We start from the raw sequence: 25219 nt of genomic DNA on the forward strand, positions 1-25219 counted from the left end.
AAGGGGTGTTATGGTGAATAATCAGAAATTAGACAACAAAGGTAAGGATATGTGGAGATTTTATGTATTTAGCTTATTAGGAATTGTGTTGTTCTTTATACCGATGGAGATTGGTGGACAGAGTACGATTTTAGTCGATCATATACATCTAGGTATACGCAGTTTACTTGGTGATTTTATGGCTTATTATGCACTCATCATTATTTTAATAGGTGCGATATTACCAATTGTACGTATGGACTTTAAGAAATCTATAACTGACTTTATATTAGTATTGTTTAAAGTTATGGGAGCAGTAATTGGGTGTATGTATGTCTTTAAGGTAGGACCACAATTACTCTTTAAACCGGATTATGGGCCGTTTCTTTTTGATAAATTAATGTTACCACTTAGTGTACTTATACCTGTTGGTGCAATTGCTTTATCATTCTTAGTTGGTTATGGACTATTAGAATTTATCGGTGTGCTGATGCAACCAATTATGAGACCAATATTTAAGACGCCTGGTAAGTCTGCCGTCGATGCAGTTGCTTCATTTGTAGGAAGTTATTCTTTAGGATTACTCATTACAAATAGAGTTTATAAAGACGGAATGTATAACAAAAAAGAAGCGGTTATTATTGCAACTGGATTTTCAACTGTATCGGCTACATTTATGGTTATCGTAGCTAATACTTTAGATTTAATGAGTATGTGGAATTTATTCTTCTGGATTACATTGGTTATTACTTTTATTGTAACGGCAATTTCTGCACACTTACCACCAATTTCAGGTGAGTCAGAAGCTTATTATAATAATCAAGAAGGTCAAAAAGAAGTTACAGTTAAAGGCAATTATTTTAAGGCAGCTTACAGAGAAGCAAAGCTTCAATCACATCAATCATTAACATTATTTAAAAACATCATGGCAAATTTAAAAGATGGTATAGAAATGACAATGGCAATATTACCTTCAATCTTATCAATTGGATTTTTAGGATTAGTGTTAGCTAATTTTACGACTATTATTGACTGGTTAAGTTATATATTCTATCCGTTTATATATCTGTTCCCAATCGATGATAAAGCATTATTAGCAAAAGCTTCTACAATATCAATCATAGAAATGTTCTTACCATCATTACTTGTTGTGAAAGCAGCGATAGAAGTTAAGTTTGTTACAGCTATTACAAGTATCTCAGCAATTATATTCTTCTCTGCTTTGGTACCTTGTATTTTGGCAACAGATATCAAAATTCCAATTTGGAAATTGGTAGTAATTTGGTTTATTCGTGTCGCACTCACATTATTAATTGCGATACCGTTCAGTTTATTAATTTTTTAGAAAAGGGGAAATGACAAATGTCTAGAGAAATTAAAGCTAAAAAAGGTTTAGAAATTGAATGTAAAGGTTGGGAACAAGAAGCGGTACTTAGAATGTTATATAACAACCTTGATCCTGAAGTGGCAGAACATCCAGAGAAATTAGTTGTGTATGGTGGTATTGGTAAAGCGGCTCGTAACTGGGAAAGCTTTGATGCGATTGTTGAAACGTTAAGAAGATTAGAAAGCGATGAAACAATGCTTGTACAATCAGGTAAGCCAGTAGCTGTATTCAAAACTCATGAAGAAGCACCAAGAGTATTATTATCAAACTCTGTACTTGTACCTAAATGGGCAAATTGGGAACATTTCCATGAATTAGATAAAAAAGGGCTTATGATGTATGGTCAAATGACTGCAGGTAGTTGGATTTATATCGGTTCTCAAGGTATCGTTCAAGGTACTTTTGAAACATTTGCAGAACTTGCAAATCAACATTTTGGTGGTTCATTAAAAGGTACAATCACTTTAACTGCTGGATTAGGTGGAATGGGCGGTGCTCAACCATTAGCAGTAACAATGAATGAAGGGGTAGTAATTGGTGTAGACGTCGATCCTTCAAGAATCGAAAAGAGAATTGAGACTAGATACTGTGATATTATTACGGAATCTTTAGATGAAGCTTTAGAAAAAGCTGAAGAAGCTAAAAAAGCAGGCAAACCACTTGCAATAGGTTTAGTAGGTAATGCAGCTGAAGTACATCATGAAATCTTAAATAGAGGATTTAAGATTGATATCGTAACAGACCAAACTTCAGCACATGATCCTTTAAATGGATATGTTCCAGAAGGTTATTCATTAGAAGAAGCGGACAAATTACGAGAAAGTGATCCTAAAAAATACGTTAAATTATCTTCAGCATCTATGAAAAAACATGTCGATGCAATGTTGAAATTCCAAGAAAAAGGTTCAGTAGCTTTTGACTATGGAAATAATATCCGACAAGTAGCATTTGATGAAGGTTTAGAAAATGCTTTTGACTTCCCAGGATTTGTACCTGCTTATATTCGTCCATTGTTCTGTGAAGGTAAAGGTCCATTTAGATTTGCAGCATTAAGTGGAGATCCAAAAGATATTGAAAGAGCAGATCAACTAATGAGAGAGTTATTCCCAGAAGATGAAAAATTAATGCGTTGGTTAGACATGGCAGCAGAAAAAATCGCCTTCCAAGGGTTACCTTCTAGAATTGCATGGTTAGGATATGGAGAACGTGCAAAAATGGGCTTAGCTTTAAATGAACTTGTTAGAAATGGTGAAATTTCAGCTCCAATTGTAATTGGTCGTGACCACTTAGATTCTGGATCTGTAGCATCTCCAAACAGAGAAACAGAATCAATGAAAGACGGATCAGACGCTGTAGGTGACTGGGCAATATTAAATGCACTTGTTAATACTGCGGCAGGTGGCTCTTGGATTTCAGTTCACCATGGTGGTGGCGTAGGTATGGGTTATTCATTACATGCTGGTATGGTAGTTGTAGCAGATGGTAGTGAACGTGCTGATAGACGTCTAGGAAGAGTATTAACAACAGATCCGGGTATGGGTGTAGTAAGACATGCAGATGCAGGTTATGACATTGCAATCGATACTGCAAAAGAAAAAAATGTAGATATTCCAATGTTAAAGGAGAAAGATAACAATGAATGATATTTTAATTCAAAACATAGGCGAATTAATTTTACCAAAAAAGACTGACCGACCTCTTAAAGGTAAAAAATTAAACGAATTAACAGTAATTAAAAATGGTACTGTAGCTGTTAAAGATGGCAAAGTTATATATGCAGGGGAGCATTCTGAAGAATATGAAGCAAAAGAAGTAATAGATGCTTCAAACAAAGTTGTCTCTCCAGGTTTAATAGATGCACATACACATTTAGTGTTCGGTGGGTCTAGAGAGCATGAAATGGCGCTTAAACAACAAGGTGTGAGTTACTTAGATATATTGAAACAAGGTGGCGGTATTTTAAGTACAGTTGAATCAACGCGCAAATCAACTGAAGAAGAACTTTACAATAAATCTAAAAAAGAAATTGTTAGAATGATCCAATTTGGCACAACGACAGTTGAAGCTAAAAGCGGTTATGGATTGGATAAAGAAACCGAATTAAAACAATTAAATGTTGCGCATCAATTGGATAAAGATACACCTATCAGAATGAAACACACTTTCCTCGGACCACACGCAGTTCCTAAAGATGCTAAAGATAATGCTACATTTTTACAAGAAATGATAGATTTATTAGATGATGTGAAAGATAAAGCTGATTTTGCAGATATATTCTGTGAAACTGGTGTATTCACAACTGAAGAATCAAGACGTTATATGAAAGCAGCAAAAGAAAAAGGATTAAAAGTTAAAATCCATGCTGATGAAATTGATCCTCTTGGTGGATTAGGACTAGCAATTGATGAAGGTGCAATTTCAGCAGACCATCTTGTTGCTTCAAGTGAAGAAGATAAAGCTGCTTTAAAAGATAGTAATACAGTTGCTGTATTATTACCTGGTACAACATTCTATTTAGGCAAAGATCAATATGCAGATGCTAGAGGGATGATTGATCAAAATGGTGCAATTGCAATTGCGACAGACTTCAATCCGGGTAGTTGTGTAACAGATAACCTTCAACTAGTGATGAGTATTGCTGCTTTAAAATTAAAGCTTACGCCTAATGAAATATGGAATGCTGTTACAGTGAATGCTTCTAAAGCAATAGATGCTGATGCAGGAACTCTTGAAAAAGGCGATCAAGCTGATGTTGTCGTTTGGGATATTCCAAACCATGAATATTTACCTTATCATTACGGAGTTAATCATGCTCAAACCGTTATTATCAATGGTAAAAAAGTGTACGAAAATACAGGCTTATTAACTGAATCATAAGTATATCTTGAAAATGTGATGTCGATTTGATATATTTAGGTTAATTTAATATCCATATTGTTTAGGAATAAGTAATTTAAGGCGTAATGTAAAGAGAGCTTGTGGTTGGTGGAAACAAGACATGAAACTTAAATGAATCTATCCTTTTAAGAATAACAATCGGTTTAAACCGTTATATGACTTAGAGTGCAGTCTTAGTGACTGTTAAATAGGGTGGCAACGCGTAAGCACCACGTCCCTTGTGTAATAACAAGGAACGTGGTGCTTTTTTTCTTAAACAATATTGGAATAAGAGGGAGGAAATATTATGTTAGACATTAGGTTAATTAGATCTGAACCAGAATTCGTTAAAGACAAAGTAGCAAAAAGAGGTGATGACCCAAAAGTCATCGATGAAATTCTAGAACTTGATAAAAAACGTCGTGAGTTAATTGCTCAAACAGAAGAACTTAAATCTCGTCGTAATAAAGTAAGTGGAGAAATCGCTCAGAAAAAACGTAATAAAGAAAATGCGGATGATGTTATTTTAGAAATGCGTCAAGTTGGAGACCAAATTAAAGAAATAGATCAAACTTTAAATCAATTAAATGATGATGTTACTTATAAATTAGTTAGAATCCCTAATTTAATTAGTGACGAAACACCAGTTGGTAAAGATGAAAATGACAATGTAGAAGTTCGTAAATGGGGTACACCTAGAACATTTGATTTCGAATCTAAAGCACATTGGGATTTAGTTGAAAGCTTGAAAATGGCAGATTTCGAAAGAGCTGCTAAAGTCTCTGGTGCACGTTTCGTATTTTTAACTGGTAAAGGTGCACAACTTGAAAGAGCACTTATGAATTTCATGGTAACGATGCATACAACACAACATGGTTATACTGAAATGATGGTGCCACAACTTGTAAATGCTGATTCTATGTTTGGAACTGGTCAACTACCTAAATTTGAAGAAGATTTATTCAAAGTTGAAAAAGAAGGATTATATACAATTCCTACAGCAGAAGTACCGTTAACGAATTTCTATCGTAATGAAGTACTACAAAATGAACAATTTCCTATTAAATTTACAGGGCAGTCAGCATGTTTCAGAAGTGAAGCAGGTTCAGCTGGTAGAGATACAAGAGGCTTAATTAGATTACATCAGTTTAACAAAGTAGAGATGGTAAGATATGAAAGACCTGAAGATTCATTTAAAGCATTAGAAGAGCTTACAGAGCATGCTGAGAATATCCTTAAAACGTTAGAATTACCATATAGAACAGTTAATCTATGTACAGGTGATATAGGCTTTGGAAGTACTAAAACATACGATATAGAAGTATGGTTACCAAGCTACAATGATTACAAAGAAATTAGCTCATGTTCAAATATGACTGATTTCCAAGCAAGAAGATCAAATATTAGATTTAAACGTGATAAAGATGCGAAACCTGAATATGTACACACATTAAATGGTAGTGGTTTAGCAGTTGGTCGTACATTTGCAGCAATCGTTGAAAATTATCAAAATGAAGATGGATCAATCACAGTCCCTGAAGCATTAGTACCATTTATGGGTGGACAAAAAATAATTGAATTATAATTGAATTAAAACTTTGAAAAAGGGTAATCATATATTGGTTACCTTTTTTTAGATTTAATGCTTGAATATACTTTTTATATCTGATATACTAAGTATACAATATAAATAAAGGGAGTTTTGACACATGACTAATTTCAATTTTGACAAAGCACACAGTAGTTTAGAATTTACAGTAAAACATTTAATGGTATCTCGCGTAAAAGGTACTTTTGAAGATTATGATGTAGCAGTATCAGGAGATATAAATGATCTTTCATCATTAAAAGCAACAGTAACAATTAAATCAAACTCAATTAACACTAAAAATCCTGACCGTGACGCACACTTAAAATCAGCAGATTTCTTCAGTGCAGATGATAATCCAAACATTACGTTTGAAACAAAATCTATTAGTGAAGATTCAATCACTGGTGATTTAACAATGGCTGGTACAACTCATGAAGAAACATTCGATGTTGACTTCAATGGCGTTAGTAAAAACCCATTAAACGGTGAAACAGTTACAGGTTTCGTAGTTAACGGTAAAATTGATCGTGAAAAATATGGCGTATCATTTAACCAAGCACTAGAAACTGGTGGCGTAATGATCGGTAGAGAAGTTAAATTCGAAGCAAGTGCAGAATTCGGTTTAAGCGAATAATTTAAAATAGATTATTTAATGATTAGAGAGTTTAGGACATGAATCCTAACTCAAAATAAATAAGCATATCACGTAACTGATTTTATATAGGTTACAGTGATATGCTTATTTTTTATACAAACTTACGATTTTGTACGTGCATGCTTGCCTAGGGTAGGGTACGATTCTGTAGTTTCTCACACATACTATTCCCTCAGGCGTCCGCACTATACAAAATCGTTACTAATAATCTGTTTTTATAAAATCTTACGATTTTGTAAAGTGCATGCTTGCCTAGGGGTATGGCTTGAGCCTGTAGTCTCTCACACATACTATTCCCTCAGGCGTCCGCACTTCACAAAATCGTTACTAATAATCTATTTTTATAAAATTTTATGATTTTGTACGTGCATGCTTGCCTAGGGTAGGGTTCGAGCCTGTAGTCTCTCACGCATACTATTCCCTCAGGCGTCCGCACTATACAAAATCGTTACATATATCTATTTTTTTAAATCTTACGATTTTGTACGTGCATGCTTGTCTAGGGTAGGGTGCGATTCTGTAGTTTCTCACGCATATTTTTTCTTCAGGTGTCTTTTTTTAGGCAAGAAAGGTTATGAAAATGGATTTAATATACAATCAGGTCTTATTGCTAAAGTGCGGTATGTATGATAAAAATAAGACATATTTAAAAATAAAAAAAGAGGTAAGTCAGACTGAGGTTAGACAAACGTTAGACTAACCTGAATGGCGTTATGTAGTTTGGAGGTAGGCAATTGACCAGTTCTAGTATGACGAATAAAACTTTATTTCTTCAAGGTGTTAAAGATTGTATACCTACGATGCTTGGATATTTTAGTGTTGCATTAGCATTTGGAATTGTAGGTGTTTCATCAGGCTTATCTATTTTAGAAATTGCTTTGTTATCTATCTTTGTATATGCAGGTGCGGCTCAATTTATTATTTGTGCGTTAGTTGCAATTCAATCTCCTATATCAGCTATTTTATTAACTGTATTCTTTGTTAATTCTAGAATGTTTCTTCAAAGTTTAGCGTTAGTCCCAGCGTTTAAAGGTAATGGATTTTGGTCTAATATCGGTATAGGAACACTCGTGACCGACGAATCATTTGGTGTTGCAATAACAAAATATGCTAAAGAAAAAGCTTTAAATGCTACGTGGATGCACGGTTTAAATATTTCTGCTTATTTATTGTGGATATTGACTTCAATAATAGGTGGTTTAGTAGGAAACTTGATTCCGAAGCCTGAAGCTTTTGGTTTAGATTACGCTTTAACAGCGATGTTTATATTTTTACTCGTCGCACAGTTTGAAACAATACATAAAACCAAAGTTTTCTTTTATATATTTTTAATTGTCTTAACAACCATTTGTATGATAATTCTTACATGTTTTATGCCGACTTATTTATCTATTATTTTAGCGACGATCATTGCTTCAGTCGCAGGGGTGGTGTTTGATAAATGAGTATTTCAATGTATTTAATGCTTATTATTTTGGGTTGTTTTATTTTAACGTGGGTTATAAGGGTATCGCCCTTTGCATTTTTATCAAAGGTTGAATTTCCTAAAAGTGTGATTAAATGGCTGCAATATGTGCCTGTATGTTTATTTACAGCATTGATTGTTGAAGGTATGTTAAATCAAGAAGGTCATTCTGGGTTCACATTCAACTACGAAAGTATTTTCGTTGCCATTCCAACATTGATGATAGCTTTAATTTCTAGAAGTTTAACGATATCAGTTATAGCAGGAATGTTCATCATGGCGATTGTTCGATTAGTCTTTTAATTTCATTCGTTAACTTATTGAAAGAAATGCACTTTTCTAGTATTCTTAATATAAATTATATAGCAAAGCTTATTCAGAGAAGTTAAGGGATTTGGCCCGATGACACTTCAGCAACCGGTCGTTTAAGATACGGTGCTACTACCAACGAGTTTACTCGCATAATAAGGATGATGAGGACTTCTTACTTCTTTAACGAGTAAGAAGTCTTTCTATTTAATAACAAGGAGGTTCTAATATGCTTATTTCTCGAGACACAGGTTTAGTTGAACTAGGACATTTCGAAACAGAATCTGGTGAAGTGATAGATAATTTAAAGCTTCAATATGAATATGTAGGTCACAAAGGACAGCCTTTAGTTGTTGTTTGTCATGCTTTAACAGGGAATCATCTTACTTATGGAGATGATGAAAATCCAGGTTGGTGGAGAGAAATTATTGATGGTGGTTATCTTTCAATCAATGATTATCAGTTTATAACATTCAATGTGATTGGTAGCCCTTATGGTTCAAGCTCTAAATTGAATACGCCCGACTTTCCTGAGAGATTGTCTATGAGAGATATTTCTAAAGCAAATATTTTAGCGTTAAAACATTTTGGCTACGAAAAAATAGATGTATTAATTGGTGGTTCTCTAGGTGGAATGCAAACTTTAGAAATGCTTTATGACGGATCTATTGAAGTTAAAAAAGCAGTTATATTAGCAGCTACAGAGAAGACTTCATCATATAGTAGAGCGTTTAATGAGATTGCTAGACAAGTTATAAATATGAATGGACAAGATGGCTTAAGTATCGCAAGACAGATAGGCTTCTTAACTTACCGTTCAAGTAAAGATTATGAATCGAGATTTTCAGCGGATGATGTAGTGAGTTACCAAAAATATCAAGGTAATAAATTTAAAGATGTCTTCAATAAAGATTGTTATTTAACATTGTTAGATGTATTAGATAGTCATGACATATTTAAAGGTCGTGATGATGTCGAAGAAAGGTTACAACAACTCGAAACGAAAGTATTAACTTTAGGGTTCGCTGATGATTTATTGTATCCAGATGATCAAGTTAGAGCTTTAGGTAGATTCTTTAAATATCATAGACATTTCTTCGTACCAGACAATGTTGGCCATGATGGATTTCTATTAAACTTTGGAGATTGGGCACCTTACGTATATCACTTCTTAAAATTACATAAATTTAAAGCGCGTTAATATCATCTGAAAAGTCACGTACGTTGTTTTAAGCGTTAAAAATCTGTAAAATAGAGAAAGATGTTTAAATTAGATTGGGAAGTGAAAAATTTGTCTTTTAAAGTCGATATAAAAGCGACAATTATTGCAACATTAGTACTTGTGCTTAGTGTGGTTGTCATGAGTCTTGTACCATATTTAGCGATTATTATATTACCGTTCATTACGATACCCGGAACAATACTCTGGTATCGATCTAAACCGTCATTTTTTGTGACAGTCGTCGTGACCTTATGTGCGACCGTATTATTTAATAATGTATTTTTATTAACAGTCATGACGCTTATGATATTTATGAGTGTTTTCATAGGTCAATTGCTCGTTGAACGTACATCAAAAGAACGTATTCTATACTTAGTGACAACGTTTATGAGTATTTTAACAATAGGTAGTGTATTAATTTTACAAATTACGGGAAACCTACCTTTAACAAGCAAGTTTTTCAGTCAGTATCATGATGTTTTAATTTCTTACTTTGAAATGGGTGGAAATTTAACGACTGAAATTGAAGAAACATTACAAACTTCATTAGAAATATTACAAGCAAGTATTCCTGGGTATATAGTATTATGGGTATTTTTATTAGTATTTGTTAATTTACTTGTGACATTCCCTATACTAAGAAAATTCAAAGTAGCGACACCAGTATTTAGACCATTATTTATGTGGCAAATTAATAGAAGTGTAGCTTTTGTATTTGTGATAACCGTGCTGATAAGTTTGTTTGTAACGAAAGAAAATGTTGTGATGTATGGTATAGTCACTAACTTACAATTTGTGTTAGAATGGGTTATATTTATTCAAGCATTATCGTTGTTCCATTTATTTGTAAAAGTGAAAAAACTACCTGTTGTTGTGGGAGTTTTGATATTTGTATTGGCATTTGTGTTTAAACCATTTGCGTACTTATTTGGATTGATGGATATTTGGTTTAATTTAAAACAACGCATAAAAAAGTAAATTGAGGTGAGTTTATGAACCGTCAATCAGTTAAGAAAGCCCTAATATTTCCGTACATAATTATGATGATATTAGCTTTAGTGATACTTGTATTCAGTTTTTTTAATTCTATATATTGGGCGATTATTTCGACGGTTGTTACAGTAATTCTAATTGCAGTGAGCATATTTTTTATTAGAAAGAGCTTCTTAAAATTAGATTTATATATTGGGAGTTTAGCCGGAAGAATTACTAAAAGTAAAACGAGTGCTGTCAGTGACTTACCAATAGGTGTAATACTATTAGATAAAAAAGATCATATCGAATGGATTAATAATTTTATAAATAAACGTATAGAACGAGATGTTTTAGACGAACCAATTAATGAAGTTTTTCCAAATATTTTAAAAAGATTAGAAAACACACATGAAGTAGAGATTGAAGAAGGTTCTTATAAATATAAGGTTACATATACTGAAGATGAAAAAGCTATTTATCTGTTTGATATAACAGAGTCTTCACATGTATATGAATTATATGAAAATGAAAAACCGATCATAGCGACAATTTTCTTAGATAACTATGACGAAATTACTCAGAACATGAATGATTCTCAACGTTCTGAAGTCAATAGTATCATTACACGTGTTGTAGACGATTGGTCATCACGTTATCAACTATTTATTAAACGATATAGTTCTGATCAATTTATAGCATTATTAAATAACAGTATTCTAGAAGATATTGAAACATTGAAGTTCAATTTATTAGATGACTTAAGAGATAGAACAAGAGAAATTGGACACCAGTTAACATTGAGTATCGGTATTGGTGAAGGTAGTGAGAACTTAATTGAATTAGGTGAACTATCACAATCAAGTTTAGACTTAGCGCTCGGACGTGGTGGAGACCAAGTTGCAATTAAGAATAGTAATGGTAATGTGAGATTTTATGGCGGTAAAACAGACCCAATGGAAAAAAGAACAAGAGTCCGTGCCCGTGTTATTTCACATGCATTAAGAGATATCTTAATTGAAGGTGACAAGGTTATTATTATGGGTCATAAATCACCTGATATGGATGCAATCGGTGCAGCAATCGGTGTTTCTCGTATAGCCAAAATGAATAATTTAGAGTCTTATATTGTGTTGAATGACTCTGATATTGATAGTACATTAGAACGTGTTATGACTGAAATAGACGAGAAGCCTGACCTTAAGGAAAGATTTATTACTTCAGAAGAAGCATGGCATGAAATGACACCACGCACAACGCTAGTAGTTGTAGACACGCATAAACCAGAACTAGTAATAGATGAGAATTTGTTGAATAAAGCAAATAGAAAAGTAGTGATCGACCATCATCGTCGAGGAGAAAGCATTATATCTAGTCCGCTACTTGTTTATATGGAGCCTTACGCAAGTTCAACTGCTGAACTTGTAACTGAATTGCTTGAATATCAACCAACAGAACATCGTTTAACAAGAATAGAATCAACCATCATGTTAGCAGGTATTATAGTTGATACACGTAACTTTACGTTAAGAACTGGATCACGAACATTTGATGCAGCAAGCTTTTTAAGAAGTCATGGCGCAGATACAATTCTTTGTCAGCATTTCTTAAAAGATGATATAGATACGTACATTAAACGTTCGGATTTAATTAAGACAGTTAAACTGTTACGCAATGGTGTCGCAATTGCTCATGGAGAAGATCATCAAACTTATCACCCTGTTACAGTTGCACAGGCTGCAGATGAGTTGCTAGGCTTAGAAGGTGTGGAAGCATCTTACGTAGTAGCAAGACGATCTGAAGATACAATTGGTATTTCCGCACGCTCGTTAGGTGAAGTGAATGTACAATTAACAATGGAAGCATTAGGTGGAGGCGGTCATTTATCAAATGCCGCAACACAAATTAAAAATACATCAGTAGAGAAAGCAATCGAAGAATTAATTAAGGTTGTTGAATCAGACGAAAAAGGAGTGGAAGAATAATGAAAGTTATTTTCACACAAGACGTTAAAGGTAAAGGTAAAAAAGGCGAAGTAAAAGACGTACCAGTAGGCTATGGTCAAAATTACTTAATAAAAAATAATTTTGCTGTTGAAGCAACTCCAGGTAATATGAAACAATTAGAACAACAAAATAAACGCCAAGAAGAGTTGAAACAACAAGAAATAGATGATGCAAAAGCACTTGCAGAAAAATTAAAAGAATTAGAAGTTGAAATTTCTGCTAAAACAGGTGAAGGTGGTAAATTGTTTGGTTCAGTAAGTACTAAACAAATTACACAAGCATTAGAAAAACAACACCAAATTAAAGTAGATAAACGCAAAATGGACTTACCTAATGGCATTCATAGTTTAGGTTATACAAATGTTCCTATTAAACTTCATAATAAAGTTTCTGGAACATTAAAAGTACACGTTGTTGAAGCTTAAGTAATCCATTAAAATGGTCGGTATTTGATTTACCGACCTATTTTAATGCGTTATAATAAAAAATATTAAAAACGGAAAGGAGTAATCAGTATGGATGGTATGGATAATATGATGAATGCGAAACAAATGCCCCATAGTATAGAGGCTGAACAATCTGTTATCGGTGCAATCTTGATTGATCCTGAACTGATTAACTCAACAGGTGAAACATTAATACCTGAAGCTTTCTATCGTGCAAATCACCAACATATCTTTAGAGCAATGTTGATGTTAAGTGAGCAGAATAAAGAAATTGATTCGGTAACACTGATGGATGAGTTAGCAGCTGAATCTTTGTTAGAAGAAGCGGGTGGCCCAGCATACTTAGCTGAATTAGCAAACAATGTCCCAACAACTAGAAATATTCATTTCTACATAGATATAGTGTTTAAACATGCAGTGAAACGTCAATTGATTCGTGTAGCAGATAGTATTGCTGAAGATGGGTATAATCCAGAGCTTGATTTAGAATCGTTGTTAGGTGACGCAGAAAAAAGAATATTAGAAATTTCTGCTTCAAGAGGTACAGAAGGATTCAAAGACATAAAAGATGTCTTAAGTATAGTATTTGATAATGCTGAGCAACTAGACCAAAACAGTGGTCAAACGCCAGGAATACCAACAGGATATAGAGATTTAGACCAAATGACAGCAGGATTTAACCGCAATGATTTAATTATTATTGCGGCACGTCCTTCTGTCGGTAAGACTGCCTTCGCATTAAATATTGCTCAACAAGTAGCAACACATCAAGATTTATACTCTGTTGGAATCTTCTCACTCGAAATGGGTGCAGATCAGCTGGCAACACGTATGATTTGTAGTACGGGTAATGTCGATTCAAATAGATTGCGTACAGGTTCTATGACAGAAGAAGACTGGAGCAGATTTACAGTTGCAGTAGGTAAATTGTCTCGTACAAAAATATTTATTGATGATACACCAGGTATTCGTATAACGGATATTCGTGCAAAATGTCGTAGACTGAAACAAGAGCATGGCTTAGATATGATTGTGATTGACTACTTACAGTTAATTCAAGGTAGTGGTTCACGAAGTTCAGATAATAGACAACAAGAAGTATCTGAAATATCTCGTATGCTTAAAGCAATAGCAAGGGAATTAGAGTGTCCAGTTATCGCATTAAGTCAATTATCTCGTGGCGTTGAGCAAAGACAAGATAAGAGACCGATGATGAGTGATATTCGTGAATCAGGTTCTATTGAGCAAGATGCTGATATTGTTGCCTTCTTGTATAGAGATGATTATTATTCAAGAGGCGGAGAAGACGAAGATGGTGAAGCAGTTGATGCTGGTGCACAAGATGATAATGGTGAAATAGAAATTATCATTGCTAAACAACGTAACGGTCCAACCGGCACAGTTAAACTGCATTTCATGAAACAATACAACAAATTCACAGATATCGATTATCAACATGCAGGAATGGAATTTGGATAAAAAAGTTTTTAGGCTTAAAGACGTACATTTATAGGACTTTCTATTATAATGTACGTCTTTTGTTTTGTGTAAAGACACTATTATTTCTTTATGTTTGTGTTTTTATAGTTAGTGATTTTGGTTAAAAACCTTTTAATTACTATGGTTAAGGCGTTTATTAGACATTGTGATGTGATTACAAAATGTAAAAAAACACTCATGACTAATGTTCGTTTTTAGTTTGCAATTTAGTTATAGGACTGATAGAATACTTAATGGTTAATGAGAAAAAGCGGAGGTGCTCACATGTCATCAATCGTAGTAGTTGGGACGCAATGGGGAGACGAAGGTAAAGGTAAAATTACAGATTTCTTAGCAGAGGATGCAAACGTTATTGCACGTTTTTCAGGCGGTAACAATGCAGGTCATACAATAAAATTTGATGGAGAAACTTATAAATTACACTTAGTACCATCAGGTATATTTTATAAAGAGAAATCAAGTGTTATCGGTAATGGCGTAGTAGTTGATCCAGTAGCTTTATTAAAAGAATTAGATGCTTTAAACGAACGCGGAGTTGAAACAAACAACTTGAGAATTTCTAACCGTGCACAAGTAATCTTGCCATATCATTTAAAACAAGATGAACTAGAAGAAGAAAAACGCGGTGATAACAAAATTGGTACAACTAAAAAAGGTATCGGTCCAGCTTATGTAGACAAAGCACAACGTATCGGTATTCGTATGGCTGATTTATTAGATAAAGAAACATTTGAAAAGCTTTTAAAAAATAATCTTGAATATAAAAATGAACTATTTGAAAAAATGTTCAATGCTGAAGGTTTCACTTTTGAAGAAATCTTTGAAACATATTTTGCTGCAGGTCAACGTTTGAAAGATTACGTTACTGACACAGCTAAATTATTAGACGATGCTTTCGTAAACGAAGAAAAAGTTTTATTTGAAGGTGCACAAGGTGTTATGTTAGACATCGATCATGGTACATATCCATTCGTAACTTCAAGTAATCCAATTGCTGGTAACGTTACAGTAGGTGGCGGAGTTGGTCCAACATACGTATCAAAAGTTATCGGTGTATGTAAAGCTTATACATCACGTGTAGGAGACGGTCCATTCCCAACAGAACTATTTGATGAAGATGGTCATCATATCCGTGAAGTAGGTCGTGAATACGGTACAACAACAGGACGTCCTCGTCGTGTAGGTTGGTTTGACTCAGTAGTATTACGTCACTCACGTCGTGTAAGTGGTATTACAGACTTATCAATCAACTCAATTGATGTATTAACAGGACTTAAAACAGTTAAAATTTGTACAGCATATGAAATTGATGGCGTAGAAATTACAGAATACCCAGCAAACTTAAACGAATTAGAACGTTGTAAACCAATCTTCGAAGAACTACCAGGTTGGGAAGAAGACATTACAAGTTGTCGTTCATTAGATGAACTACCAGATAACGCACGTCGTTACTTAGAACGCATCTCTGAATTATGTAACGTGAAAATTTCTATCTTCTCAGTAGGACCAGATAGAAACCAAACAAACTTATTAGAAAACTTATGGAACTAAGTTTTTATATAGATAAAGTAGGAGGCAATTCAGCATATAGCTGAATTGCTTCTTTTTTGTTTGGATAAGACGTATTTAGTGTTTCTGGACCGATAAAAATAAATAGCGGTCCAGAAATGAGAAATACGGACCGATAAATAAAAATACCGGTCCAGAAATGAGAAATACGGACCGATAAAAATAAATAGCGGTCCAGAAATGAGAAATACGGACCGATAAAAATAAATAGCGGTCCAGAAATGAGAAATACGGACCGATAAAAATAAATAGCGACCCGAAAACGAGAAATACAGGCCGATAAAAATAAATAGCGACCCGAAAATCGAAAATACAGGCCGATAAAAATAAATAGCGACCCGAAAATCAAAAATACAGGCCGATAAAAATATTTATCGGCCTGTATTTCTCATAATATATTAATCACTACATAAAATTGGAATAAAAAAGCACAAGAACTCAATTTGTAAGAACAACTATGACTGTAGACATGAATCTCAACCATCTACTATGTAACTAACCATTCTTTAGACTACCCGCTCACATAGATGTCTAAAAAAACGATAGTGTAATCATTAATTCTCATGCGTTTTTAGTCAATTTGTTAATGGATTTCTCTTTTTTTAAAGCGTCCACCTTTTACTTCGCTAACATCTCCTATTGATAGGAATGCTGTATTGTCTATTTCTGTAACAATATCCTTTAATTTAGATTCTTCTAATCGTGTGATTACGCAGAACACTACTTTTTTATCTTCTCCTGTATATGCGCCTTCTCCATTAAGGTATGTAACACCTCTACCTAGACGGTCGTTGATTGCTTCTCCTATGTCTCGATATGTATCACTGATTATCCATACTGCTTTAGATTCATCAAATCCTTGTACTGTCACGTCAATCATCTTAGCTGCTATAAAATATGCTATAACCGAAAACATAGCTGACTCCCAGTTGAATACAAAGCCTGCAGCTGTGAATATGAAACAATTAATAAGCATCACGATTTCTCCGACTGAAAACGGTGCTTTACTACTTATCAATATTGCACTGATTTCTGATCCATCTAAAGATCCACCATATCTAATAACTAGACCGACGCCTAGTCCTATAATTGCCCCACCGAAAATAGTAACTAGAAATGTCTCTTTGATAAATGGGTCAAAATGATGTAAATAAGCAGTTGTAATTGATAAGACTGTTATGGCATATATTGTTGAAATCGTGAATGTTTTACCAATTTGTTTATAACCTAAAAAGAAAAAGGGGATATTTAGTAAGAATATAAATAGTCCGAGTTTCAAATTTGTTAAATGGCTTAAAATAATCGCAATCCCTACAATTCCTCCATCGAGTAATTTGTTTGGTACTAGGAATAGTTCTAACCCGACACCCATTAAAACACTCCCGATTGTGATAAAAATGAACCGTTTAAGGATTTCTCCTTTACTTAATTTACGGTGTCCTTTTTTAATAACTTGCGCTTGCTCCATATCATCATCCCTTTTTATTACTTCTATTTTATATTATATAAAAAATTTAAAATAAAATCTTGTCTTCTGTATAATAGTCATGCTATAATCAATCTTGTGTCTAATATAGGCCCCTTGGTCAAGCGGTTAAGACACCGCCCTTTCACGGCGGTAACACGGGTTCGAGTCCCGTAGGGGTCACCATCTAAATTATATACATATAAGGTCCCGTGGTGTAGCGGTTAACATGCCTGCCTGTCACGCAGGAGATCGCGGGTTCGATTCCCGTCGGGACCGCTTTTAATGCTTATCGTAATAACGATAAGCATTTTTTTGTTGTTCAATTATAGAATAACATCAAACAATAGAATTAATGGACAAATAGTGTTAAATTATAGTATAGGATATCATGCACAATTGTGTGCTTGAAGATACTTATTTTCAAAAAGAAATGAGGTAAATAGCATGGCTAGAAAAATAGTAGTCGTTGATGATGAAAAACCAATTGCAGATATACTTGAATTTAACTTAAAAAAAGAAGGTTATGATGTTTATTGCGCGTATGACGGTGATGACGCAGTAGATTTAATATATGCAGAAGAACCAGACATAGTGCTCTTAGATATTATGTTACCTGGTAGAGATGGCATGGAAGTATGTCGAGAGGTTCGTAAGAAATTTGAAATGCCAATCATTATGTTAACAGCTAAAGACTCAGAAATTGATAAAGTTTTAGGTCTTGAGCTTGGTGCAGATGATTATGTAACTAAACCATTTTCAACACGTGAATTGATTGCCCGTGTTAAAGCGAACTTGCGTAGACATTATTCACAACCTACTCAAACTGAAGATGAAGAAACAAATGAAATTGTTATTAAAGATATTACAGTATACCCGGATGCATATTCAATTAAAAAACGTGGTGTGGATATCGAATTAACACATCGTGAGTTTGAATTATTCCATTACTTAGCTAAACATATTGGACAAGTTATGACGCGTGAACACTTACTTCAAACAGTGTGGGGTTATGATTATTTCGGTGATGTGCGTACTGTTGACGTGACAATACGTCGACTACGTGAAAAAATCGAAGACGATGCATCTCACCCAGAATATATCGTTACGCGTAGGGGTGTGGGTTATTTCCTACAAACGCAAGAGTAGGCTGATCATATGAATTGGCTAAAGAAATTTCAGTCCTTACACATTAAACTTGTCGTCATTTATGTTTTATTAATCATTATTGGTATGCAAATTATCGGTTTATATTTTACAAACAGCCTTGAGAAGGAACTAACACGTAACTTCAAGACGAACATTGAACAACACGTGAAACAGATTAATTACAACATAAAGAAAACGTACAATTCAGAAGATCCTAATCGGAACTTCCAAAAAGAGATACAAAGTATATTAGATGACTACGCAAACCGAACTGAAATTGATGAGATTAGGTTTATTGACCAAGATCAAATCATCGTTGCGACATCTAAAGCTACAAATCAAAATACCGTCAATCAAAAAGTAAACGATAGCTCTGTAAAAAAGGCGTTATCATTAGGCAAAGCAAATGATAAAATCGTTTTGAAAAATGATTCCTCGGATAGTAACCGAGTATGGATTAAAAATAAACCTGTTGAATACGAAGGTAAAGTTGTTGGGGATATTTATGTAGAATCAGATATTGATTCTGTATATGAACAGTTAAACAACATTAACCAAATTTTCATTATAGGTACAGCAATCTCATTATTGATCACAATTGTGCTCGGTTTCTTTATTGCGAGAACAATTACGAAACCAATATCAGATATGCGTAACCAAACTTTAGAAATGTCTAAAGGTAACTATACACAGCGCGTTAAAATATATGGGAATGATGAAATTGGCGAACTTGCACTTTCATTCAATAATTTATCGAAGCGTGTACAAGAAGCTCAAGCGAATACTGAAAGTGAGAAACGACGACTTGATTCAGTTATTACACATATGAGTGATGGTGTATTAGCGACAGACAGACGTGGTCGTGTACGTATTATCAATGAAATGGCGCTTAAAATGTTAGGTTTAGAGCGTTCAGATGTAGAAGCTAAACATATACTAGACATTCTTAATATTGATGATAATTATTCATTAGATGATTTACAGGAGAATAATGATAGCTTCATTATTGATGTAAACGAAGAAGAAGGCATAATCGCTCGTGTTAACTTCAGTACAATCATACAAGATACAGGCTTTATAAATGGTTATATTGCGGTATTACACGATGTTACTGAACAACACATTCTAGAAAATGAACGACGCGAATTTGTTGCGAATGTTTCACATGAATTACGTACGCCATTAACATCAATGAGAAGTTATATAGAAGCACTAGAAGAAGGGGCTTGGCGTGATCCAGAAGTTGCGCCAACATTCTTAAATGTTACGCGTGAAGAAACAGATCGTATGATTCGTTTAGTTAACGATCTATTACAACTATCTAAAATGGATAGCTCGAGTGATCAGATGAATTCAGAGTTAATTGACTTTAATATGTTCATTAATAAAATTATCAATAGACATGAAATGACTCAAGGTAAGAATGTAACGTTTATACGTGACATACCTGTTAAAGGATTATTTGTTGAAATCGATCCTGATAAAATGACTCAAGTGTTTGATAATGTTATTACAAATGCGATTAAATATTCTCAAGAATCTCATAAACGTGTAGAGTTTCATGTGAAACAAAATACGTTATATAACAGAATGACGATACAGATTAAAGATAATGGTATCGGTATTCCAGTTAATAAAGTTGATAAAATATTTGATCGATTTTATAGAGTAGATAAAGCAAGAGCACGTAAGATGGGCGGCACTGGATTAGGTTTAGCGATTACTAAAGAAATCGTAGAAGCACATAAAGGTAGAATATGGGCGAATAGTAAAGAAGGTCAAGGCACATCCATTTATATTACTTTGCCATGTGAATTCATAGAAGATGAGTTTGGTGATTGGGATGCGTAATAGAGAAGTTATTAAATCTGCTATTCTCATAATCCTCGTTCTAATTAGTGTGTTTATGACATACCGTATATGGACATTTACACCTGAATTGACTGACTTGGAAACGGATGTTAATGCTGATACACCTTCTATTGGACCTAAGATTAGTAAGCCTATCGATAGTGTGATTATGCCTTTTAGAATGATTAATCGTAATGGTACGGACGTGAAAGGGACGTCTAATATGAAAGATATCAAAAAGGTAACGGATCAAATGTTGAGTAAAGAAGTTAAGAAGGTAGATGTCTTAAGTAGCGAGTCAGTTGTGCAACTTGAAGATTTATCTGAACGCTATACAATTTTAGACTTCCCTGACAGTGTCCCTAGTGAAATGTATTTGAATCAAGTATTAGGTATGAATATGAGTTATTATCCTAGTGTTAATTTTGATAGAATTTTAGTAGATACGAAGTCAACAAATGAAGCGAATGTTTATTTGTTAAGTGAGAATAAGCAAAAAGCAGTAAAGTTACAGACAACGATGAAAAGTCATAAATTTGATCAAATGAATAAAGAAGTTGCGAAAGATTTAAAACCTTATACAGGCATTATTACGAATGAAACAACGACGAATGAAATTAATCAAATTTATGCACCTGAAAATGCTTATAGCATGAATGTATATCGTTATGTGACTAACAAAATATCTGTATCTGATTTAAATGATGTCATTCTTGGAGATTCTGTTATTGCGCGTAGTAACGAAGATCAAGTTTCAACGTATAATAATAACACGGGTATTTCTACAGTAAACGAAGAGAAGCAAACATACCGTTATACAAATTTATCCGAAGATGAAAATCAGCAAAAAGATATTTCTAAGTCTATTACGAATTCATTTAAATTTATTAATGAACATGCAGGGTATACTGATGAATTCCGATTATTTAATACAGATCAAAAGACAGGTAAAATAGATTACCAAATGTTCTTAAACAACTACCCAGTATTTAATGATGATAAGTTATCTTCAATTGAAGCTGTGTGGGGTAGAAATGCCATTAATGAATACAACAGAGGCTTGATTACAACTGGTGTAGCTGTACCATCTAAAAAAGAAGCAGATGAATTACCATCATCTGAAGAAGTTAGATATGGTTTAGCTTCTAATGGAGAAATAGATTTCAATAAAGTTACGAATATGGCAATTGGATATGATTTATCATTACCAAATGATGAACTTGATAACTTACAATATACAATTGAATTCACGCCAAAATGGTACATTAAATATGACGATGAATGGAAAAGATACGAGAATGGAGGGCTAGCTTAATGGATTGGAAACATGCCAAGTCACTCTTCATTATTGTGTTCATTCTAATCAACATTGGATTAGTTGTTGTTTACTTTAATAAAGTGAACAACTCGATAGTCCAAGAATCTAATGCACAATCAGAGGTAAACTTTTCAAAAGAAGGAATAGATATTCCACAGTTACCAGATTATAAAGATAAAGAAATGCAAGCTATAACAGGAAGCAGTAAGTCATTTAATGCTGATGAGCTTGAAGGTGTGTATTCACTAACTGAAAAAGACACACAGATTAATAAAGATATAAATGTAGATCTAGATAAAGATAGTAAACAAGAATCGTTCAAAAACTTTATCAACAAAGAATCTTTTAAAGGTAAAGAATATCAATATCAGAACAACAACTCGAATAAAAATAAAGTAGTCTACGAACAAAATTATGAAGATTTGCCAATACTAAATAATAGTAAAGGTCAAATCGTCTTTGAAATGGAAAACGGTAAAGCAAATAAATATACACAAACATATTTAGATAAACTTAAACCTGGTAATGGAGATAATAACAATAAGCAAAAAATTGTAAACCCTAAGACAGCTTTAGAAACATTGTATTACAACACATACCTAAAAAAAGGTGATAAAGTAGAATCCATGAGATTAGGTTATTACAGTGTCGTTAAAGAAATTGGAGGACAAGTACTAGTACCTTCATGGGAAGTGAAAATTAAATCCGAAGAAGACGGCAAAAGTAAAACAAAAGTATTGTACATCGATGCAATCAAACCTGAATCAACCGTACTAGAAGAATCTTAAGAGAAGCAGTAATTAAAGGAGATGAACACTTGTGATCGCAATGAGCGTACTCGCAAGTGGCAGTACAGGAAATGCCACTTATATAGAATCAGATAATGGAAGCCTACTCGTAGACGCTGGATTAACAGGTAAAAAATTAGAAGGCCTGTTTCAACAAATAGACCGTAATATCAGCGACTTAGAAGGCATCTTAGTAACCCACGAACATATCGATCACATAAAAGGATTAGGTGTGCTTGCAAGAAAGTATAAATTACCTATCTATGCCAACAAGAAGACATGGCAAATGATAGATGCTAAAGATAAAAATATACCACTTGATCAAAAGTTCAACTTTGAACCAAATGAAACAAAGACATTAGCAGGTATTGATATTGAATCATTCAGTGTGTCACATGATGCAATAGATCCACAATTCTACATCTTTAATCATGACTATAAGAAATTAACAATGATTACAGATACAGGATACGTGTCAGACAGAATGAAAGGTATGATACATGGAAGTGATGCATTTGTATTTGAAAGCAATCACGATGTAGATATGTTAAGAATGGGTAGATACCCATGGAAGACCAAACAACGTATATTAAGTGATATGGGTCACGTATCAAATGAAGATGCAGCATATGCCATGTGTGATGTGATAACAGGAAGTACGAAACGTATTTATCTATCTCACTTAAGTCTAGATAATAATATGAAAGACTTAGCAAGAATGAGCGTAGGACAAGTATTAAATGAAAATGATATAGATACAAATAAAGAAGTCATATTGTGTGACACAGATAAAGAAAAAGCAACACCAATATATTATATATAAACAAAAGATATCCCCAATTTCAGAATTGGGGATATCTTTTTAGTTTATACACATATATACCCACAGTTATACACAACTGTCCACAATCTGTGTATAAGTAAGTAGGTTATCCACTGATTTATCCACAATGTATATAATTCAGTGGATAAATCACAACAAAATGTATAAAAATAAACAACTAAATATTAAGAAAACATTCACAAATTTTCGATTGTTGATATAATAAGAAATAAAACTGTGTATAAGTTAATAACTTGTGGATAACTTTTAAGATAATGAATAAAGGTGGATAATGATGAAAATAACAATCATAACAGTCGGCAAACTAAAAGAGAAATACTGGAAACAAGCCGTAGAAGAATATAATAAAAGACTAGGTGCCTATACCAAAACTGAATTAATCGAAGTAGCAGACGAAAAAGCACCAGACAATATGAGTGAAAAAGACATAGAAATCGTGAAGGAAAAAGAAGCGGACAGAATCATGTCTAAAATCAAACAAGACAGTTACGTTATTACCCTGGAAATACAAGGTAAAATGCTCACAAGCGAACAACTCAGTAAAGAAATCGATAGCCTGATTACAAGAGGAAACTCACACATCACATTTATCATCGGCGGATCAAACGGATTACATAGCAAAGTATTAAAACGCAGCAACTACGCACTATCATTCAGCAAAATGACATTCCCACATCAAATGATGAAAGTCGTGTTGATGGAGCAAGTATATAGAGCATTTAAGATAATGCGAGGGGAAGCGTATCATAAATGATGCGGTTTTTTTTATCACATCACATTTTTTGTAAAAAAAATCAGACATACATTTGATGTATGTCTGATTTTTAAATGGTATCTAATTTTTTGAAACTTTATAACCATTAGGTCTAAAGTTGAAACTAGAAAGTATTTCATTTGCCTCGTAAACTTTTAGTTCACCAGTTTTGTTTACTTTATCAAAATTAAAAATTCTGTATAAAAAAACTTCATCTTGATATATTTTAAAAAAGTTAAGTTCATTTTCTGACATGTAAAAAGGAGTTTCTTCATTACCTGTTGTAGTTTTTACCTCTATAAAAATTGGTTTTCCATTTTCATCAATAGAAGCGATATCATAACCAGTACCATCACCTTCATCTTGAGAAGTGTGAGCAACCATTTCTGATAATCCAAGTTTTTCCGCTTTTTCAAGTTCCAAAGAAATCACAAATTGTTCACCTAGAAGTCCAAGTTCGCTATTTTTAGTGTGGATATCTTCAAAATTAACTTTTCTACCAATGAAATTTTCACCTTTTATACGTCGCTGTTCTAGTTGATCACTGCTTAGTGGAGTACTTGGCTTACTATCTGTACCTACTATTGCAAGCGTGTATTTATACTTATCTTTGTTTTTAGTGTCATCCATACTTAATATAACACCTTCTGGAAAAGCAATATCTCCGGTCTTTAATTGTTCTCTTTTATGAAGTGCAAGATTCCGAATTGTTTGAGTATATGTAGTGTCATTACGATTAGATATTGGTTCCAAATCAATTCCTGTAGGTGTATATACTTCGTTGATATGTTTAATTACTTCTGCTGTTGTCAATTCACCATAAATATCCAATAATTTTCTTATTACTCTTGGCACATCTCGTTCATATAATCTATCCACTACTTTCACCCCTAAATGTTTAATTATAATAATTATAACATTGATTGGGGTTTGTAGTTAAATTTGATAATTTGTAATTAGCAAATGGTTTACATTTCTATTATTCCTATTCATGAAACTAACTGAATATTTTTTATCAAATGAAAAAATATAGAATTCTTTATAAAGATCATATATATTTTCAGTATTCTTT

21 protein-coding genes, 2 tRNA genes, 1 riboswitch and 1 other annotated feature are annotated in these 25219 nt (G+C 33.4%); of the genes, 21 read left to right on the forward strand and 2 right to left on the reverse strand.

Annotated features, from left to right (window positions below; translation table 11 throughout):
* Window positions 1-10 precede the first annotated feature (10 nt).
* From CD129_RS03720 to CD129_RS03780, 13 genes are all read left to right on the forward strand, one after another.
* Window positions 11-1324 carry a YjiH family protein gene (locus CD129_RS03720; RefSeq protein ID WP_170167667.1) on the forward strand — a complete coding sequence of 438 codons (1314 nt, stop codon included), beginning with the start codon at window positions 11-13 and terminating at the stop codon, window positions 1322-1324.
* Between the two features lie 17 nt (window positions 1325-1341).
* A complete protein-coding gene (gene hutU, locus CD129_RS03725; RefSeq protein ID WP_078357199.1) occupies window positions 1342-3009 on the forward strand; it encodes a urocanate hydratase in 1668 nt (555 codons plus the stop codon).
* Window positions 3002-4243 (forward strand): imidazolonepropionase, encoded by a 1242-nt coding sequence (gene hutI, locus CD129_RS03730; RefSeq protein ID WP_115336936.1) that lies wholly within the window; start codon window positions 3002-3004, stop codon window positions 4241-4243. The genes hutU and hutI overlap by 8 nt, the downstream gene beginning before the upstream one ends.
* Before the next feature lie 48 nt (window positions 4244-4291).
* Window positions 4292-4486 (forward strand) — a binding site (T-box leader).
* A 64-nt stretch (window positions 4487-4550) separates the two neighbouring features.
* Entirely contained in the window at window positions 4551-5828 is a 1278-nt protein-coding gene (serS, locus tag CD129_RS03735) for a serine--tRNA ligase (protein WP_078357201.1), read from the forward strand.
* A gap of 124 nt (window positions 5829-5952) precedes the next feature.
* Window positions 5953-6468, forward strand: coding sequence for a YceI family protein (locus tag CD129_RS03740; protein ID WP_078357202.1), 516 nt, complete (start codon window positions 5953-5955; stop codon window positions 6466-6468).
* A gap of 770 nt (window positions 6469-7238) precedes the next feature.
* Complete coding sequence (locus CD129_RS03745; protein WP_078357203.1) at window positions 7239-7934, forward strand: AzlC family ABC transporter permease; 696 nt, start codon at window positions 7239-7241, stop codon at window positions 7932-7934.
* The gene (locus tag CD129_RS03750) at window positions 7931-8257 is read left to right on the forward strand and encodes an AzlD domain-containing protein (protein ID WP_078357204.1); all 327 of its coding nucleotides are present in this window, start codon (window positions 7931-7933) and stop codon (window positions 8255-8257) included. The genes CD129_RS03745 and CD129_RS03750 overlap by 4 nt, the downstream gene beginning before the upstream one ends.
* Window positions 8258-8323: 66 nt before the next feature.
* A riboswitch (SAM riboswitch) is annotated at window positions 8324-8425 on the forward strand.
* Window positions 8426-8492: 67 nt separating this feature from the next.
* Window positions 8493-9464, forward strand: coding sequence for a homoserine O-acetyltransferase MetX (metX, locus tag CD129_RS03755; RefSeq protein ID WP_078357205.1), 972 nt, complete (start codon window positions 8493-8495; stop codon window positions 9462-9464).
* 81 nt (window positions 9465-9545) lie between these two features.
* The gene (locus CD129_RS03760) at window positions 9546-10463 is read left to right on the forward strand and encodes a DUF2232 domain-containing protein (protein ID WP_239732741.1); all 918 of its coding nucleotides are present in this window, start codon (window positions 9546-9548) and stop codon (window positions 10461-10463) included.
* Between the two features lie 14 nt (window positions 10464-10477).
* On the forward strand, window positions 10478-12442 hold the full coding sequence (locus CD129_RS03765) for a DHH family phosphoesterase (RefSeq protein ID WP_115336937.1): 1965 nt from the start codon (window positions 10478-10480) through the stop codon (window positions 12440-12442).
* Entirely contained in the window at window positions 12442-12888 is a 447-nt protein-coding gene (gene rplI, locus CD129_RS03770; protein ID WP_078357207.1) for a 50S ribosomal protein L9, read from the forward strand. Before CD129_RS03765 ends, rplI begins: the two co-directional genes overlap by 1 nt.
* A 99-nt stretch (window positions 12889-12987) precedes the next feature.
* Window positions 12988-14388 carry a replicative DNA helicase gene (dnaB, locus tag CD129_RS03775; protein ID WP_174221873.1) on the forward strand — a complete coding sequence of 467 codons (1401 nt, stop codon included), beginning with the start codon at window positions 12988-12990 and terminating at the stop codon, window positions 14386-14388.
* Between the two features lie 285 nt (window positions 14389-14673).
* Window positions 14674-15960 carry an adenylosuccinate synthase gene (locus CD129_RS03780; protein WP_078357209.1) on the forward strand — a complete coding sequence of 429 codons (1287 nt, stop codon included), beginning with the start codon at window positions 14674-14676 and terminating at the stop codon, window positions 15958-15960.
* A 601-nt stretch (window positions 15961-16561) separates the two neighbouring features.
* Here the strand turns inward: CD129_RS03780 and CD129_RS03785 are convergent.
* Window positions 16562-17446, reverse strand: a complete 885-nt coding sequence (locus tag CD129_RS03785) for a YitT family protein (protein ID WP_078357210.1) — start codon at window positions 17444-17446, stop codon at window positions 16562-16564.
* 108 nt (window positions 17447-17554) lie between these two features.
* Between CD129_RS03785 and CD129_RS03790 the strand changes: the two genes are divergently transcribed.
* From CD129_RS03790 to rlmH, 8 genes are all read left to right on the forward strand, one after another.
* Window positions 17555-17629: transfer RNA gene (locus tag CD129_RS03790), tRNA-Glu, on the forward strand.
* A gap of 20 nt (window positions 17630-17649) precedes the next feature.
* Window positions 17650-17722, forward strand: a tRNA-Asp gene (locus CD129_RS03795).
* A gap of 168 nt (window positions 17723-17890) precedes the next feature.
* Window positions 17891-18592 (forward strand): response regulator YycF, encoded by a 702-nt coding sequence (gene yycF, locus CD129_RS03800; RefSeq protein ID WP_078357211.1) that lies wholly within the window; start codon window positions 17891-17893, stop codon window positions 18590-18592.
* A gap of 9 nt (window positions 18593-18601) precedes the next feature.
* Window positions 18602-20443 (forward strand): cell wall metabolism sensor histidine kinase WalK, encoded by a 1842-nt coding sequence (gene walK / locus CD129_RS03805; RefSeq protein ID WP_078357212.1) that lies wholly within the window; start codon window positions 18602-18604, stop codon window positions 20441-20443.
* Window positions 20436-21758: a YycH family regulatory protein gene (locus tag CD129_RS03810; RefSeq protein ID WP_115336938.1), complete on the forward strand. Its 1323-nt coding sequence runs from the start codon at window positions 20436-20438 to the stop codon at window positions 21756-21758. Before walK ends, CD129_RS03810 begins: the two co-directional genes overlap by 8 nt.
* Entirely contained in the window at window positions 21758-22549 is a 792-nt protein-coding gene (locus tag CD129_RS03815; protein WP_115336939.1) for a two-component system regulatory protein YycI, read from the forward strand. The genes CD129_RS03810 and CD129_RS03815 overlap by 1 nt, the downstream gene beginning before the upstream one ends.
* A gap of 40 nt (window positions 22550-22589) precedes the next feature.
* The gene (locus CD129_RS03820) at window positions 22590-23372 is read left to right on the forward strand and encodes an MBL fold metallo-hydrolase (RefSeq protein ID WP_115337920.1); all 783 of its coding nucleotides are present in this window, start codon (window positions 22590-22592) and stop codon (window positions 23370-23372) included.
* A gap of 295 nt (window positions 23373-23667) precedes the next feature.
* Entirely contained in the window at window positions 23668-24147 is a 480-nt protein-coding gene (gene rlmH / locus CD129_RS03825) for a 23S rRNA (pseudouridine(1915)-N(3))-methyltransferase RlmH (protein ID WP_107509116.1), read from the forward strand.
* A gap of 81 nt (window positions 24148-24228) precedes the next feature.
* On the opposite strand, the gene CD129_RS03830 is transcribed toward rlmH, so the two are convergent.
* Window positions 24229-25026, reverse strand: a complete 798-nt coding sequence (locus tag CD129_RS03830) for a protein NO VEIN domain-containing protein (RefSeq protein WP_115336940.1) — start codon at window positions 25024-25026, stop codon at window positions 24229-24231.
* Window positions 25027-25219: the final 193 nt, after the last annotated feature.

Origin of the sequence: Mammaliicoccus fleurettii, assembly GCF_003970575.1 — a bacterium.
Taxonomy (GTDB): Bacteria; Bacillota; Bacilli; order Staphylococcales; family Staphylococcaceae; genus Mammaliicoccus; species Mammaliicoccus fleurettii.

Coding starts and splice junctions, on each gene's coding strand:
- CD129_RS03810 (WP_115336938.1), top strand. CDS start 20,436: ATGCGTAATAGAGAAGTTATTAAATCTGCTATTCTCATAATCCTCGTT.
- serS (WP_078357201.1), top strand. CDS start 4,551: ATGTTAGACATTAGGTTAATTAGATCTGAACCAGAATTCGTTAAAGAC.
- CD129_RS03765 (WP_115336937.1), top strand. CDS start 10,478: ATGAACCGTCAATCAGTTAAGAAAGCCCTAATATTTCCGTACATAATT.
- CD129_RS03740 (WP_078357202.1), top strand. CDS start 5,953: ATGACTAATTTCAATTTTGACAAAGCACACAGTAGTTTAGAATTTACA.
- CD129_RS03820 (WP_115337920.1), top strand. CDS start 22,590: ATGAGCGTACTCGCAAGTGGCAGTACAGGAAATGCCACTTATATAGAA.
- dnaB (WP_174221873.1), top strand. CDS start 12,988: ATGGATAATATGATGAATGCGAAACAAATGCCCCATAGTATAGAGGCT.
- CD129_RS03815 (WP_115336939.1), top strand. CDS start 21,758: ATGGATTGGAAACATGCCAAGTCACTCTTCATTATTGTGTTCATTCTA.
- metX (WP_078357205.1), top strand. CDS start 8,493: ATGCTTATTTCTCGAGACACAGGTTTAGTTGAACTAGGACATTTCGAA.
- rlmH (WP_107509116.1), top strand. CDS start 23,668: ATGAAAATAACAATCATAACAGTCGGCAAACTAAAAGAGAAATACTGG.
- CD129_RS03720 (WP_170167667.1), top strand. CDS start 11: ATGGTGAATAATCAGAAATTAGACAACAAAGGTAAGGATATGTGGAGA.
- rplI (WP_078357207.1), top strand. CDS start 12,442: ATGAAAGTTATTTTCACACAAGACGTTAAAGGTAAAGGTAAAAAAGGC.
- CD129_RS03750 (WP_078357204.1), top strand. CDS start 7,931: ATGAGTATTTCAATGTATTTAATGCTTATTATTTTGGGTTGTTTTATT.
- hutI (WP_115336936.1), top strand. CDS start 3,002: ATGAATGATATTTTAATTCAAAACATAGGCGAATTAATTTTACCAAAA.
- CD129_RS03785 (WP_078357210.1), bottom strand. CDS start 17,446: ATGGAGCAAGCGCAAGTTATTAAAAAAGGACACCGTAAATTAAGTAAA.
- CD129_RS03780 (WP_078357209.1), top strand. CDS start 14,674: ATGTCATCAATCGTAGTAGTTGGGACGCAATGGGGAGACGAAGGTAAA.
- walK (WP_078357212.1), top strand. CDS start 18,602: ATGAATTGGCTAAAGAAATTTCAGTCCTTACACATTAAACTTGTCGTC.
- yycF (WP_078357211.1), top strand. CDS start 17,891: ATGGCTAGAAAAATAGTAGTCGTTGATGATGAAAAACCAATTGCAGAT.
- hutU (WP_078357199.1), top strand. CDS start 1,342: ATGTCTAGAGAAATTAAAGCTAAAAAAGGTTTAGAAATTGAATGTAAA.
- CD129_RS03745 (WP_078357203.1), top strand. CDS start 7,239: ATGACGAATAAAACTTTATTTCTTCAAGGTGTTAAAGATTGTATACCT.